Origin of the sequence: Youhaiella tibetensis (assembly GCF_008000755.1) — a bacterium.
Taxonomy (GTDB): domain Bacteria; phylum Pseudomonadota; class Alphaproteobacteria; order Rhizobiales; family Devosiaceae; genus Paradevosia; species Paradevosia tibetensis.
Map to the genome: position 1 here is coordinate 938844 of NZ_CP041690.1, position 15006 is coordinate 953849.

Here is a 15006-nt window from a genome sequence, read left to right on the forward strand (position 1 = left end):
AAACGTTTTGGAAGGCAGTGGCGAGTAATGGCGCTCAGCGCCGACCAAATTGTGCGATGGGAGGACAACATATGCACAAACTTCTCCTGGCGGGCGTCTCCGCCATTGCTCTCGCTCTCACCGGCATTTCGGGCGCCTCGGCGCAGGACCTGAAGTTCCCCAAGGGCGAAGGCGCCTTCAGCTGGAAGGCCCTGGACGACTTCGCCGCAGCCCATAAGGGCCTGGAAGGTCAGAAGCTGACCATCTGGGGTCCCTGGCGCGAAGGCGGCGACAAGGAGCAGTTCGAGACGGTTCTGGCTTACTTCAAGGATGCCACCGGCATCGACGTGAGCTATGCCTCGTCCGAAAACTACGAGCAGCAGGCCGTGATCGACACCGCCGCCGGCTCGGCCGCCAACATCACCATTCTGCCCCAGCCCGGCCTTCTGGCCGACCTCGCCTCCAAGGGCTACCTGACCCCGCTCGGCGATGACCTCGCCGCCAGGGTCAAGGAAGAATACGCCGCCGGCGATTCCTGGGTTTCGCTGGGCACCTACAAGGGCAAGGACGGCAACCCGGCCTTCTTCGCCGTGCCGTACAAGGCCGACCTCAAGTCGCTGGTCTGGTACTCGCCCGACAACTTCGCCGAGAAGGGCTACGAGGTCCCCCAGACCTTCGAAGACATGATGGCCCTCTCCAAGAAGATCATCGCCGATGGCGGCACCCCGTGGTGCATCGGCCTGGGTTCGGGCGGCGCCACCGGCTGGCCGGCGACCGACTGGATCGAGGACATCATGCTCCGCACCCAGTCGCCTGAAGACTACGACAAGTGGGTCACCAACGACCTCAAGTTCAACGACCCCAAGGTCGTCGGCGCGCTCGACATCTTTGGCGAGATCGCCAAGGACGACAAGATGGTCGCCGGTGGCGCCAAGGCCGTAGGCACCACGGACTTCCGCGATAGCCCGAAGGGCCTCTTCACGGTTCCGCCCCAGTGCTACATGCACCACCAGGCTTCGTTCATCCCGTCCTTCTTCCCCGAAGGCACGCAGCTGGGCACCGACGCCTCGTTCTTCTACTTCCCGCCCTTCGCGGACAAGGACCTCGGCAAGCCGGTCCTCGGCGCTGGCACGCTCGTGACCATCACCAAGGATTCCCCGACCGCCAAGGCCTTCATCGACTTCGTCCAGAACCCGATCTCCAACGAGATCTGGATGGCCCAGTCCGGCTTCCTGTCGCCGCTCAAGTCCGCCAATATCGAGACCTACGGCAACGACACCCTCAAGGGTGAAGGCAAGATCCTGCTCGACGCCACCACCTTCCGTTTCGACGGCTCGGACATGATGCCCGGCGCCATCGGCGCGGGTGCGTTCTGGACCGGCATGGTCGATTTCGTGAACGGCAAGTCCAGCCAGGACGTCGCCGACGAAATCCAGAAGGCCTGGGACTCGATCAAGAAGTAAGCCTGCAAAGGCCATCACATCCCGGATCCGGCGCCCTGTGCCGGGTCCATCCATCCCAACGATGGGCGGCACAGCCCCCACGACCGGAACAAATCCGGCTATGTACATTGCGCGGCGGACGCTAAGCTCGCCGCAACGGGAGGCGGAGTACACAAGATGATCGAGCAGATTGTCGGCGCCATCCTCACCGTGCTGATCGGTGTGGCGGGTTGCGTCGTCTACTTCTGGGGCACGAACTGGCTTCTGGACCGGTTCCTGGCCACCAACCAATCGATGACCGGAGAAGTGGTCACGCGCCGCGACTACCTGCGCTCGCAAGTGCGGCCCTGGCTGTTCCTGGCGCCCGCGCTGGTGTTTCTCACCGTCTACCTCATCTATCCCGTGTTCGAGACGGCCAGGTTAAGCCTCTTCGACTCGCAGGGCATAAACTTCGTCGGTTTCTCCAACTACCTCTGGGCCTTCCGCGACTCGACCTTCCTGCAGTCGGTGTTCAACAACATCATCTGGCTGCTGATCGTGCCCGCCGCCTCCACCTTCTTCGGGCTCGTGATCGCCGTGCTGGCGGACCGGCTCTGGTGGGGCAATATCGCCAAGTCGCTGATCTTCATGCCCATGGCGATCTCGTTCGTCGGCGCTTCGGTCATCTGGAAGTTCATCTACGATTATCGCGGCCCCGGCCAGGAGCAGATCGGCCTCCTCAACGCCATCGTCACCGGCTTCGGCCTGCCGCCGCAGGCCTGGATCACCATCCCCTTCTGGAACTCGATCTTCCTGATGGTCATCCTCATCTGGATCCAGACCGGTTTCGCCATGGTGATCCTGTCCGCTGCCCTGCGCGGCATCCCCGAGGAAACGCTCGAGGCCGCCCGCATCGACGGCGCCAATGACTTCCAGATCTTCTACGGCATCATGATCCCGCAAATCTGGGGGACGATCGTGGTGGTCTGGACCACCATCACCATCACCGTGCTCAAGGTGTTCGACATCGTTCTGGCCATGACCAACGGCCAGTGGGACACCCAGGTGCTGGCCAACCTCATGTTCGACTGGATGTTCCGCGGCTCCGACTTCGGACGTGGCTCGACCATTGCAGTGATCATCATGCTGGCGGTGACCCCGATCATGGTCTGGAACATCCGCCGCGCCAACGCCGAAGAGGGGACACGCTGATGACCTCGATCGCATCCGACATCGACGTGCCGCGCGGCGCCGAAGGGCGGGCCAAGCCCGCCATCCGGCTCGATCTCGGCCGTCTCGCCGCCCACCTGATGCTGTTGGCATTCGTCGTGGTCTGGACCATCCCGACCGTGGGCCTGCTGGTTTCCTCGATCCGTGACAAGGACCAGCTGGCCGTGTCCGGCTGGTGGACCGCGCTCACCCCCTCGGTTTCGACCGGCGCCTCGCGCGTCGGCCTGCCCGCCGACGCCGTCCACGAGAACGGCAAATACGTCATCCGCGGCAACCTGCTGGGCTCGGATACCAACAAGACCGTCCAGAGCTTCGGCACCACCAATGCCGATGTCAGCGCCGCGCAGGCCGGGGCAAGCCTGCCCATGCGCGACGGCGGCACGATCACGGTGGAGACCAGCGGTGAATACCAGTGGGTCTCGGACACGCCCTTCACCCATACGGCCGGTCCGCGCATCTACTACACCGCCGGCATCGCGCCGCGCTTCACGCTCGAGAACTACGCCTCGGTGATCAACGCCAACGGCATCGGGCGGGCGTTCATCAACTCCTTCACGGTCACGGTGCCGTCCACCATCATCCCGATCCTCATCGCCGCCTTCGCCGCCTACGCGCTGGCCTGGATGCGGTTCCCGGGCCGCGGCTGGATCGTGGCGCTGGTGGTGGGCCTGCTCGTCGTGCCCCTCCAGATGTCGCTGATCCCGCTGTTACGGCTCTATAACGGGGTCGCGACCACCTTCGGGACGGAGAGCAAGACCTACCTGGGCATCTGGCTGGCGCACACGGCCTTCGGCCTGCCGCTGGCCATCTACCTGCTGCGCAACTACATGGCGGGCCTGCCCAAGGAGATCATGGAATCGGCCCGCATGGACGGCGCCAGCCACTTCAAGATCTTCACCACCATGGTGCTGCCGCTCAGCTTCCCGGCCCTCGCCAGCTTCTCGATCTTCCAGTTCCTCTGGGTGTGGAACGACCTGCTGGTGGCCCTGGTGTTCCTGGGCGCCCAGGACGACAAGCTGGTGCTGACCGGCAAGCTGGTGAACCTTCTCGGTTCGCGCGGCGACAAGTGGGAAATCCTCACCGCCGGCGCCTTCATCACCATGATCGTGCCGCTCCTCGTCTTCTTCTCGCTCCAGCGCTACTTCGTGCGCGGCCTGCTGGCGGGGTCGGTGAAGTAAGGTTCGGCGACGACAGGACGCGTTCAAGCGCCGCCCGGTGAAAGCCGGGCGGTTTTGCTTTTGGTCTTGGCGGCTCGGGGCGAGGTTTGCCTCAAGTCTATGGATGCTAGCGGTAGTGCGAGGCATCGCCTCGCCCCTTGAGCGTTTGGGGTTTCTACAAGCCCGTCCACGCAAGTTGCCCGCGAGCGCACTCCGGGCCGGTCACGTCACACTTAGGCCGTAAGCCCAGGCGCCCCCAGGCTTCCCCCAACTCCCAAATCCTGGCGGCAGGGCAAGATGCAGGCTGTCGACTTTCCTGCACCCAGTCCTGACGCCAGCCGCCGCAGCACCGCGTACCGTGCCTCGCCGTTGGCGGAGGGATCGGGAAAGTATGCCGGAGGGGTGGTGTGCGGGGATAAGTGTTTTTGGAGCTTTGTCGAGATTGGGGTGGCACGCGCTCTCTCCGCCCATTCCCCGGTGGCTTCCCCGGCGCAGGCCGGGGTCCAGCTTCACGGCCTCGGGGCGGGGATAGATTTCCTGGGCCCCGGTCTTCGCCGGGGAGGAGGGATTGGGGTGGTGGGAGATATCGAAAATGCGCGAGCGCGCTTGGAGCGACGTATTGGCCGGCAGGTCTCCCTCCCCCTTGTGGGGAGGGAACAAGGGTGGGGGTAAACTTCACCCTCGGTGTCTCTTGCCACCTCCACCCTCGATCCCTCCCCACAGGGGGGAGGGAGGCGATGGGGCGGGCGGGGCGCTTCGTCCCAGCCTTCAGTACATCCCGGCGCGTTCGGGGATGGGCAGGTCGAGGCTTTGGGCGTCCCAGCCGGGGAGGACGTGGAAGGTGGAGGGGATGATGGTGCCGCTCGGGGCGCCGTGGCGGTCGCATTGGCGGCTGATTTCCTCCACGATCGCCACGCCCGCCTCCTGGAGCGAGGAGCGCACGAAGGTGAGGCTTTCGGCGACATGGTCGATGTCGAGATAGTGCAGAACGTCGTCCATGGTGGCGATGGCGATGTCCTTTTCCACCGTGCGGCCGGCGCGCACCACCGCGTTGTGGCCCTCGATGGCCATCAGGATCGAGGAATAGAGCACTGCCGTCACGGCCCCGTCGCGCAGGGCCTCGGTGGTGAGCTTGAAGCCCACTTCGCCCATGGGATGGAGCGAGTTGTAGACCCGCAGGCCCGCAGTGCCGATGCCGAAATCGCTCAGTGCATCCTCGACGGCGCGGCGCCGGGTATCGGCGTAGATGAACCGTTCGTCGCCATTGATGAACGCGATATTGCGGTGGCCATTGGCTGCGAGCAGCCGGGCCAGACGATAGAAATTGGCGTAGTTGTCCACGTCCACCCACCCGTAGCGCGCATGGCGCGACTCGCGCCCGTGCACGACGAAGGGACGGCCGGCCTCGAGCAGGTAGTCGATGCGCGGATCGCCCTCGCGGGGCAAGTCGACGATGAAGCCGTCGACGCTGTTGTCCTTGACGTACCGGTCGTAGGTGGCCATCTCGTGGTCGGCCGTGGCACTGGTCATGACGATATCGTAGTTGCGCGCCCGGGCGCCGCGCAGCACCCCCGCCATCACTTCCACGAAGTGCGGATCGAGGAACTTGCGCTCGTTGTCGGGCTGCACCCAGCCGATATTGTGCGTGCGGCGCGTGACGAGGCGCTGGGCGTTACGATTGGGCCGGTAGCCCAGCCGCGTTGCCGCTTCCTCGACGCGCTTGCGCGTATTTTCGCCCACATCGGTATAGCCGCTGAGCGCCCGCGAGATGGTGGTGATGGAAAGCCCGAGCTCGCCGGCCAGGTCCTTGATAGTCACATTGCGGCCGGAATTGACCGCGAGCGGTCCGGCCTTGTTGCTCTTCTTGTCCATAAGATATTGAAACTGAATTCCTTTTTGGCGCGCAACACTTTGCGCTCCATCCCCTCCCGGAGTTGACGCAAGGTCCTCTCCTTGGGTAAACAATAGCCTACTAAAACGTTTTGGCAACCGCCGCTGCGTGCCTCCCCGGGCCGGCGGCGGTTCGCGTGTCTGGGAAAGGAAACGGCAGTGGCCGATGCGTTCGTAATGACCGAAACCAAGCCGGTGGAACCTGCGCCGGTGGACAAGGACTGGTGGCGCGGAGCGGTGATCTATCAGATCTATCCGCGCTCCTTCCAGGACCACAACGGCGATGGCATCGGCGATCTCGTCGGCATCACCGAACGTCTCGAGCACGTGGCGGACCTGGGCGTGGACGCCATCTGGCTCTCCCCGGTCTTCACCTCGCCGATGAAGGATTTCGGCTACGACGTTTCTAACTACCGCGACATCGATCCCTCCTTCGGCACGCTCGGCGATTTCGACCGGCTGGTCGAGAAGGCGCACCGGCTCGGCCTCAAGGTCATCATCGACCAGGTGATCTCGCACTCCTCGGACAAGCACCCCTGGTTCGCCGAAAGCCGCCAGTCGCGCACCAACGAGAAGGCGGACTGGTACGTCTGGGCCGACCCCAATCCCGATGGCACCCCGCCCAACAACTGGCTCTCGATCTTCGGCGGCTCCGCCTGGACCTGGGACAGCCGGCGCATGCAGTACTACCTGCACAATTTCCTGGTCTCCCAGCCGGACCTCAACTTCCACAACAAGCACGTGCAGGACGCGCTGCTGGGCGAGATGCGCTTCTGGCTCGACCGCGGCGTCGACGGCTTCCGGCTCGACACGGTCAATTTCTATTTCCACTCCGAGGGACTGGAATCGAACCCGGTGGTCAAGCCCGAGGACTTCAACGCCTCGACCGCTCCGGCGGTGAACCCCTACAATTTCCAGGAACACCTCTACGACAAGAGCCGCCCGGAAAACCTCAAGTTCTTGAAGCGCCTGCGCGCCCTGATGGACGAGTATCCGGGGACGACCACGGTCGGCGAGATCGGCGACAGCCAGCACCAGCTCGAAGTCATGGCCCAGTACACCACGGGCGGCGAGCGGCTGCACATGGCCTATACGTTCGACTACCTGGGCGGCACCTTCTCGGCCGAGCACTTCCACCAGGCGATCGCCAATACCGAGGCCCAGGCGCCCGAAGGCTGGATCTGCCTCGCCTTCTCCAACCACGACGTGGTGCGGCACGTCTCGCGCTGGGCCACGCACGGCCAGCAGGAGGCGTTCACGCGTCTCGCCGCGCAACTGCTGCTGACCATGAAGGGTTCGGTCTGCCTCTATCAGGGCGAGGAACTGGGCCTGACCGAAGCCGAACTCGCCTTCGAGGACCTGGTCGATCCCTACGGCATCGAGTTCTGGCCCGAGTTCAAGGGCCGTGACGGCTGCCGTACGCCGATGGTGTGGCAGGCCAACGCGCATCTGGGTGGTTTCTCGACCGCGCCGCGCTCCTGGCTCCCCGTACCGTTCGACCACCTGACCCGCGCGGTGGATACGCAGGTCAACGACCCGGATTCGGTGCTCAGCTTCTACAGGGCCTTCGTCGCCTTCCGGAAGAAGCACCCGGCGCTGGTCAAGGGCGAGATCGATCTGGTCGACGCCCCCGAGGGCGTGCTGGCCTTCGTGCGCACCGTGAGCAACGACAAGCTGCTGTGCATCTTCAACATGAGCGAGAAGCCGGTGGTGTTCGCCATCCCCGAGGGCATGGCGCCCAAGGGTGTGGATGCGCCCGGCGTTGTGGCGCAACCCGAGAATGGTTCGTTGAGCCTGGCGCCCTTTGGTGCCTATATAGGCTCACTGCTTTGATCATGCGCGCAACGGCGGCGGTCACTTGCCGGCAGTCAGGGACCCTCGCCACCCGGACAGGGAGGTATTCTGTTTGTCTGACTTGAAAATATCCAACCTCTACAAGAGGTATGGCTCGGTTGAGATTCTCAAGGACGTGAACCTTGAGATCAAATCGGGCGAGTTCATTGTGTTCGTCGGCCCGTCCGGTTGCGGTAAATCCACGCTTCTGCGTTGCATTTCCGGTCTCGAGACGATTTCGTCGGGGACCCTGGAGATCGACGGCCGGGTGGTCAACGAGGTTGCCCCCTCCAAGCGCGGCATCGCCATGGTGTTCCAGTCCTATGCGCTCTACCCGCATATGAACGTCTTCGACAACATGGCCTATTCCCTCAAGCTCCAGCATGCGAGCAAGGAAGAGATCAAGAGCAAGGTCGAGGCGGCAGCCGCCAAGCTGCAGCTTACCCCTTACCTCGATCGCCTGCCCAAGGCCCTGTCGGGTGGCCAGCGCCAGCGCGTCGCCATCGGCCGCGCCATCGTGCGTGACCCCAAGGTCTTCCTCTTTGACGAGCCGCTCTCGAACCTGGACGCCGCGCTGCGCGTGGCCACCCGCCTCGAGATCGCCCGCCTCAAGGAAAGCCTGCCCAACACCACCATGATCTACGTGACCCACGACCAGGTCGAGGCGATGACCCTTGCCGACCGCATCGTGGTGCTCAACGCCGGTCGCGTCGAGCAGGTGGGCACGCCCATGGAACTCTACGACAACCCGCAATCGCTGTTTGTCGCCGGGTTCATCGGCTCGCCCAAGATGAACTTCCTGACCGGCAAGTATGCCGAAAAGTACAAGGCCGCCACCGTTGGCGTGCGCTCGGAACACCTCGAGATCACTCCGAACGGCAATGGCGACTGGCACGGCAAGGTGATCTATTCGGAGAACCTGGGCTCGGACAGCTACATCTATGTCGACATCGGCGAGGGCGAGCCGATCGTCGTGCGCCAGAACGGCAAGGCGACCTATCACTCCGGCGATACGCTCAGCTTCGCGCCGGTGGGCGAGCAGTTCCACCGCTTCGACGCGGACGGCCGGCCCCTGGCCAACTAAACCATTCGGCGGCGGGGTGCGAACCCCGCCGCTTTTCTTTGCTCTCACTTCCTCCCGGTAAGCCATGACGCCCATCCCGGTCTTTGACGGCCACAACGACGTATTGCTGCGACTGCTCAACGACTACGCGGCCGACCCCACCAAGGCTTTTATCGAGGGAACCCGGGACGGGCATCTCGACCTGCCGCGTGCCCGCCAGGGCGGCTTCGTCGGCGGCTTCTTCGCGATGTTTCCGCCCAACCCCAAGAAGACCGATTTCACCGCGCCGGGCGCCATCGGCGGCAACCCGCCGCTGCCCGCGCCGCTGACGCTCGAGGAGGGCCGCGCCTCCACCCTGGCCATGACGCGGATCCTGCTCGACCTGACGCGCGCCGAAAATAGCCCGGTCGCGCTCTGCCGCAGCCGCGCCGAGATCGACGCCGCCATCGCCGCCGGCAGGATTGCCGCGCTGATGCACATCGAAGGCGCCGAGGCGATCGACGCCAACCTCGACATGCTCGAAGTGCTCTACGCGGCGGGCCTGCGCTCGATCGGTCCCGTATGGAGCCGCGCCAACATTTTCGGCACCGGCGTGCCCTTCCACTTCCCGGCCTCTCCCGATGTAGGCCCGGGCCTGACCGAAGCGGGCAAGGACCTGGTGCGTGCCTGCGACCGGTTGGGCATGGTCATCGACCTTTCCCATCTCAACGAGGCGGGGTTCTGGGACGTGGCCAAGGTCTCAAAGGCGCCGCTCGTGGCGACGCACTCGAATGTCCACGCCATCTGCGCCTCGGCGCGCAACCTCACCGACAAGCAGCTGGACGCCATCGCCGAAAGCAACGGCATGGTGGGGCTCAACTTCGCCACTGGCTTCCTGCGCCCCGATGGCGCCATGCGGGCCGATACCGACATCGAGATCATGGTGCGCCATCTCGACTACCTGATCGAAAAGCTCGGCGAGAACCGCGTCGGCTTCGGCTCGGATTTCGACGGCGCCAACATTCCGGCGGCGATCGGCACGGTCGCTGGCCTGCCGGTGCTGATCGACGCGCTCAAGGCGCATGGCTATGACGAGGCGCTGATCGGGCGCCTGGCCTGCGGCAACTGGCTCGACCTCATCGAGCGCGTGATCGGCTGATCAGGCGACGTCGGGCAGGCGCGCGGCAAGCAGTTCGCGCGTCAGCCGATGCTGCGGGTGCGCGAAGATTTCGGCCGGGCGGCCTTCCTCGACAATCTTCCCCTTTTCCATGACCAGCACGCGGTCGCTGACCGCCCTGACCATATCGAGGTCATGGCTGATGACGACATAGGCCAGCCCATAGTCGGCGCGCAGCCGGTTGAGGAGCGCCAAGACGTCGCCGCGTAGCGAGACGTCGAGCGCCGAGACCGGCTCATCGAGGATCACGAGGCGCGGCCGGGTCACCAATGCGCGGGCGATGGCGAGGCGCTGGCGTTGCCCGCCGGAGAATTCGTGCGGGTAGCGCCCGAGGAGCGCGGGCGAGAGCCCCACGGCTTGGACCGCTTCGCTCACACGGCGCAGTCGGTCGGCGGGCGCAAGTCCACTTTCGAGTCGTAGCGGTTCGCCCACGGCACGGCCGACTTCGAGCCGCGGATCGAAACTGCCATAGGGGTCCTGGAAGACCAGCGAGATGTCGCGGCGCAGGGCGCGGGGGAGGTCCGAGCCGTGATAGGTGCTGGTGGGGAGCGTCCTTCCGCTTCCCCGCCATTGGATTGCCCCGGACGTGATCCGAGGGTCATCCCCCCGTTCCTCGTTGGTGGAGGGACCCGTGGGCCCCGGCTCTGCGGCCGGGGACGTGCGGGGGTAGGGATGGACGGGGCGGTGCGCGCCTGCGTCGAGAATCATCTCGCCGCCGGTCGCACGGTCGAGACCGGCGATGATGCGGGCCAGGGTGGTCTTGCCGCAGCCGGAGGGCCCGACGATGGCGACGGACTCCGAAGCCGCGACCGAAAAGCTGACGCCGTTGACGGCGGCCATCGGCTGGCCGGGCGCGAACCAGGCCGCGCCGGGCTGGCGGAAATGGCGCGAAAGGTTGCGCACTTCGAGCAGCGGCGGCGCGCCTGCCGGGGCGAAGACTGCGCCGATGGTCGGACGGGCGGCAGCGATGAGCTGGCGGGTGTACTCGGCCCGGGGCGCGGCGAACACATCGGTCGCAGGACCCGTTTCCATCACCTCGCCCTGCCGGAGCACGAGCACGCGGGCGCAAAGCGCCGCGACCGCCCGCAGGTCATGGCTGACGAAGATCAGGGCCATGCCGCGCCGGTCGCAGACGGCGGCGATGAGGTCGATGATGGTGCGCTGGGTGATGAGGTCGAGCGCCGACGTGGGTTCGTCCGCGATGAGCAGGTCCGGCTCGCCCGCCAGCGCCATGGCGATCATGATGCGTTGCCGCTGGCCGCCAGAAAGCTCATGCGGATAGCGCCGGGCATGGACGGGATCGAGCCCGACCTCGCCCAGCAGGGCCTCGACGGAGGCGTTGGTTCTGCTTAGCGCGACGGCTTCGGCGATCTGTGCGCCCACGCGCATCAGTGGGTTGAGCGCGGTCATGGGCTCCTGGAACACCATCGCGATCCGCCGTCCGCGCAACCGGGCCAACTCGCGCTCGCCCTCGGGCAGGCGCTGGCCGTCGAAGGCGATGGCGCCGCCGCGCCGCGCGCCTTCCGGCAGCAGCCCGGCAATGGCGAGCGCCATCATGGTCTTGCCCGAGCCGCTCTCCCCGATGACGCCGAAACGCTCGCCCTTTTCGAGCGCGAAGCTGACGCCGGCGAGGACGGGCGGTCCGTCGAAGGCCACCGAGAGGTCATCGAGCTCAAGCAGCGGCATTGGCCAGGCCCTCCCGCTTGAGGCGAGGATCGAGCATGTCGCGCAGGCCATCGCCGGCCAGGTTGAGCGAGATCACGATGAGCACGATGGATAGGCCGGGCACGTAGGTGAGCCAGGGATGGAGCAGGAAGATCGACTGCGCGTCCTTGAGCATCAGCCCCAGGCTCGTTGCCGGCGGCTGGGTGCCCAGGCCCACATAGCTCAGGCCCGCCTCGGCAAGGATGCCAAGCGCAAGCTGGATGGTGGCCTGCACGATGATGAGGCTGGCGACGTTGGGGAGGAGGTGCCGCAGGGAGATTTCCCAATTGCCCATGCCGGCGAGGCGCGCCGCCCCGATGTAGTCGAGCGACTTGAGGCTGAGGGCTCCCCCGCGCGCCACGCGGGCGAAGACCGGGATGTTGAAGATGCCGATGGCGATCATGGCATTGGTGGCGCCGGGGCCGAAGAGCGCAGTGATGAGGATGGCCGTGATGATGGCCGGAAAGGCGAAGAGGAAGTCGTTGACGCGCAGCACCAGCCATTCGACCGGGCCGCCCCAGGCCGCAGCGATGAGCCCCAGCGGCACGCCGATGACCATGCCGATGGCGACCGCAATGGCGGCGACGACGAAGCTCGTCAGGGTGCCCGCCATCACCAGCGAAAGCATGTCGCGTCCGAAGAAATCGGTACCCAGCCAGTGCTCAGGGCTAGGGCCGGCAAACTTGCGGGCGAGGTCGATCTGGTCGATGGGGTAGGGCGTCCAGAAGAGCGAGGTCAGCGCCAGCGCGAGGAAGATCGCGGTGCCGACGAGGCCGATGACAAGGCTCGGGTGCCAGCGGCGGTTCATGGCTGCTGACCTCCGCGCAGGCGCGGATCGACCACGGCATAGAGCACGTCGACGATGAACATCGAGGCGGTGACCGCTACGATCAGGATGATGACGGCGCCGCGCACCAGGATGAGGTCGCGCTCGGAAATGGCGGTGAAGATGAGGCGCCCCAGGCCCGGCAGGTAGAAGACGTTTTCGACCACCACCGTCCCCGAGATGAGGAAGGCGAACTGCAGCCCGAGGATGGTGAGGATGGGCAGCAGTGCGTTGCGCACGCCATGCCGCCACACGGCCTCACCCAGCGTCATGCCCTTGGCGCGGGCGGTGCGGATGAAATCGGCATTCTGGACGTCGACAAGGGCGGTACGCATTACGCGCGCGAGGATGGCGGCCTGCGGCAGGGCGAGAGCGAGGCTGGGAAGAACCATGGCGCGCAGGGCGGCCCAGAAATCCTCCTGCCAGGGCGTGAAGCCGCCTGGCGGCAGCCAGCGCAGGGTGATCGAGAACAGCAGGACGAGCAGCATGCCGAACCAGAAATTGGGCACGGCGATGCCCATCTGCGCCAACAGCATCAGGCCGGTATCGAGCCACGACCCGCGCCGGCGTGCCGCCAGAATGCCGATGGGGAGGCCGATCGCCATCGAGAGAACCATGGCAAAGCCGGCCAAGGGCAGGGTGACCCAGAGGCGCTCGCCGATGAGGGCGGCGACCGGGGCGCTCTGCGTGTAGGAGACGCCGAAATCGCCCCGGAACATGGCAAGGAGCCAGTCGGTGAAGCGCTGCCAGAGCGGCAGGTCGAGGCCGAGCTGGTTGCGCAGGGACGCCACCGCGTCCGGGCTGGCATTGATCCCGAGGATGAACTGGGCCGGATCGCCCGGCAGGCGGTCGAGCAGGAAGAACACGGCCGCCGCGGCGACGACGAGGGTGATCGCAAAGCCGAGGAAACGGCGGAGGAGGTAGAGGCTCATGCCACCAACCCGGTGGTCGGTGGGCGAGTCAGGGTGCTGGCGGGGAGCGCGTGGCTACCCCCACCCTTGTTCCCTCCCCACAAGGGGGAGGGAGACCTGCCGGCTCGGTCGCGCCCCAAAGCCTCCCTCCCCCTTGTGGGGAGGGATAGAGGGTGGGGGAGGGCTGCAGACGCCGTGGCCCGTTGGTGCCCCAAAACCTCCCTGGGGAGGGACCGAGGATGGGGGAGGGCCGGAGGCTCTGTGGCGCAGTCGTGCAACCCCTTGGGGGGACGGCTGGAGTTGGGGTGTTGCATCGAGGGGCGGGAGTTGGCCTCAGTCCACCCAGTGGATGCCCTTGAGGACCACGCCTTCGATGGGAGCATTGAGCCAGTAACCCTCGACCTTGCTGTTCCAGACGCCGACCTGCGCCAGCTCGAACAGGAAGCCGTTGACGGCCTGGTCGGCGAGGCGCTTCTGGGCCTGTTGTGCCAGGTCCTTGCGCTGGGCCTCGTCGGTCGTGGCGTTGAGCTTGGCAATGATCGCCTGGAATTCCGGGTCGTCGTAGCCGAAATAGTAGTTGGGATTGGCATAGATGCCAATGTCGAAGGGCTCGACGTGGCTGATCACGGTCAGGTCGAAATCATGGTTGGTATAGACGTCCGTCAGCCACTGCGCCCACTCCACGTTGATGAGCTGCGCCTTGATGCCTATGGCGGCGAGCTGCTGGGCGAGGATCTGGCCGCCGAGCCGCGCATAGGGGACCGGCGGCAGCTTGATCGTGGTCGAGAAACCATCGGGATACCCGGCCTCGGCCAGGAGCTTCTTCCCGGCGGCCGGGTCGAACGGATAGGTGTTGGTGAGGTCGATATAATAGGGGTGCGCGGGAGCGAAGTGCGAGCCGATCGGCACGCCGAAGCCGTGGCCCGCGCCCTCGATCAGCTCCTGCCGGTTGATGGCATGGGCGATGGCCTGGCGCACCTTGAGATCGTCGAAGGGCTTGCGCTTGTTGTTGGTGGCGAGGATCGTCTCGCCCTCGGTGGTGCCAACCGCGACGGTGAAGGCGGGATTGGCCTTGAAGATATCCACCGCTTCGGGCGCGGCGAAATTGTTGAAGCCGTCGACATCCCCGGCGAGAAGCGCGCTCACGGCGGTGGCGGGATCGCCGATGAAGACGAAGGTCGCCTTTTCGAGCGCCGGCGCCTTGCCCCAGTAGCCGGGATTGCGCTCGAGCACGACGCGGCTGCCCTTGTCCCACTGAACGAAGCGGAAGGGGCCGGTGCCGATGGGCCTGGTGGCGTTGGTCGCCTCGCTCTTGGGCGAGACGATGACGGCAGCGCCGCGGCCGATATCGAAGAGGAAATTGCCCGAGGGCGCCTTGAGCTTGAACTCGACGGTCGTGGGATCGATGACGGTGACCGTATCGATGGCATCCACATAGAGCTGCTTTTGCGAATTGGTGCTGTCGGGCGCGAGGAGCCGGTCGAACGTGAACTTGACGTCGTCAGCCGTGAACGGGGTCCCGTCATGGAACTTGACGTCGGGCGCCAGCTTGAAGGTGAAGACGGTATTGTCGGGCGAGATGGTCCATGACGTGGCGAGCAGCGGCTGCACGGCGCCGTTCTGGTCGATCTGCGTCAGGCCCTCGAAGATGTTGAGATAGGTGACTTCCTTGGTGGCCGCGCCTGCCGCGGTGGTGGGATCGAGCGCGGTGGGCTCGAGCACGAGTCCGATGCGGATATCGGTCCGGGCGGCCATGGCCATGCCAGTGCTGGCCAGGAGCGCCAGCGCGGCGGCGATCAGTGTCTTTTTCAACATCATTGCTTCTCCGTGGACCCT

General features: G+C 65.5%; 11 protein-coding genes. 6 read left to right on the top strand and 5 right to left on the bottom strand.

The genetic code is table 11. The features are described from left to right. The first annotated feature begins 71 nt into the window (after window positions 1-71). From FNA67_RS04570 to FNA67_RS04580, 3 genes are all read left to right on the top strand, one after another. A complete protein-coding gene (locus FNA67_RS04570) occupies window positions 72-1442 on the top strand; it encodes an ABC transporter substrate-binding protein (RefSeq protein ID WP_049704062.1) in 1371 nt (456 codons plus the stop codon). A gap of 159 nt (window positions 1443-1601) precedes the next feature. Continuing rightward, on the top strand, window positions 1602-2612 hold the full coding sequence (locus FNA67_RS04575; protein WP_049707809.1) for a carbohydrate ABC transporter permease: 1011 nt from the start codon (window positions 1602-1604) through the stop codon (window positions 2610-2612). A gap of 98 nt (window positions 2613-2710) precedes the next feature. Beyond that, a complete protein-coding gene (locus FNA67_RS04580) occupies window positions 2711-3808 on the top strand; it encodes a carbohydrate ABC transporter permease (protein ID WP_244616627.1) in 1098 nt (365 codons plus the stop codon). 747 nt (window positions 3809-4555) lie between these two features. Here FNA67_RS04580 and FNA67_RS04585 read toward each other — a convergent pair. Then, window positions 4556-5659 carry a LacI family DNA-binding transcriptional regulator gene (locus FNA67_RS04585; RefSeq protein ID WP_049704063.1) on the bottom strand — a complete coding sequence of 368 codons (1104 nt, stop codon included), beginning with the start codon at window positions 5657-5659 and terminating at the stop codon, window positions 4556-4558. A gap of 195 nt (window positions 5660-5854) precedes the next feature. On the opposite strand from FNA67_RS04585, the gene bglA reads away from it, so the two are divergent. The 3 genes from bglA (at window position 5855) to FNA67_RS04600 (ending at window position 9711) form a co-directional block, all read left to right on the top strand. Beyond that, the gene (gene bglA / locus FNA67_RS04590; protein ID WP_147658136.1) at window positions 5855-7510 is read left to right on the top strand and encodes a beta-galactosidase BglA; all 1656 of its coding nucleotides are present in this window, start codon (window positions 5855-5857) and stop codon (window positions 7508-7510) included. A gap of 73 nt (window positions 7511-7583) precedes the next feature. Beyond that, on the top strand, window positions 7584-8594 hold the full coding sequence (locus FNA67_RS04595; protein WP_049704064.1) for an ABC transporter ATP-binding protein: 1011 nt from the start codon (window positions 7584-7586) through the stop codon (window positions 8592-8594). 64 nt (window positions 8595-8658) lie between these two features. Continuing rightward, complete coding sequence (locus tag FNA67_RS04600; RefSeq protein WP_147655222.1) at window positions 8659-9711, top strand: dipeptidase; 1053 nt, start codon at window positions 8659-8661, stop codon at window positions 9709-9711. On the opposite strand, the gene FNA67_RS22375 is transcribed toward FNA67_RS04600, so the two are convergent. The 4 genes from FNA67_RS22375 to FNA67_RS04620 all read right to left on the bottom strand — a co-directional run bounded on the left by FNA67_RS22375 (window position 9712) and on the right by FNA67_RS04620 (window position 14985). Beyond that, window positions 9712-11415, bottom strand: a complete 1704-nt coding sequence (locus tag FNA67_RS22375; RefSeq protein ID WP_170267208.1) for a dipeptide ABC transporter ATP-binding protein — start codon at window positions 11413-11415, stop codon at window positions 9712-9714. Continuing rightward, on the bottom strand, window positions 11402-12241 hold the full coding sequence (locus FNA67_RS04610) for an ABC transporter permease (RefSeq protein ID WP_147655224.1): 840 nt from the start codon (window positions 12239-12241) through the stop codon (window positions 11402-11404). Before FNA67_RS04610 ends, FNA67_RS22375 begins: the two co-directional genes overlap by 14 nt. Beyond that, window positions 12238-13191 (bottom strand): ABC transporter permease, encoded by a 954-nt coding sequence (locus FNA67_RS04615; RefSeq protein ID WP_147655225.1) that lies wholly within the window; start codon window positions 13189-13191, stop codon window positions 12238-12240. Before FNA67_RS04615 ends, FNA67_RS04610 begins: the two co-directional genes overlap by 4 nt. A 312-nt stretch (window positions 13192-13503) precedes the next feature. Then, window positions 13504-14985 carry an ABC transporter substrate-binding protein gene (locus FNA67_RS04620; RefSeq protein WP_308499095.1) on the bottom strand — a complete coding sequence of 494 codons (1482 nt, stop codon included), beginning with the start codon at window positions 14983-14985 and terminating at the stop codon, window positions 13504-13506. Between the last annotated feature and the right edge of the window lie 21 nt (window positions 14986-15006).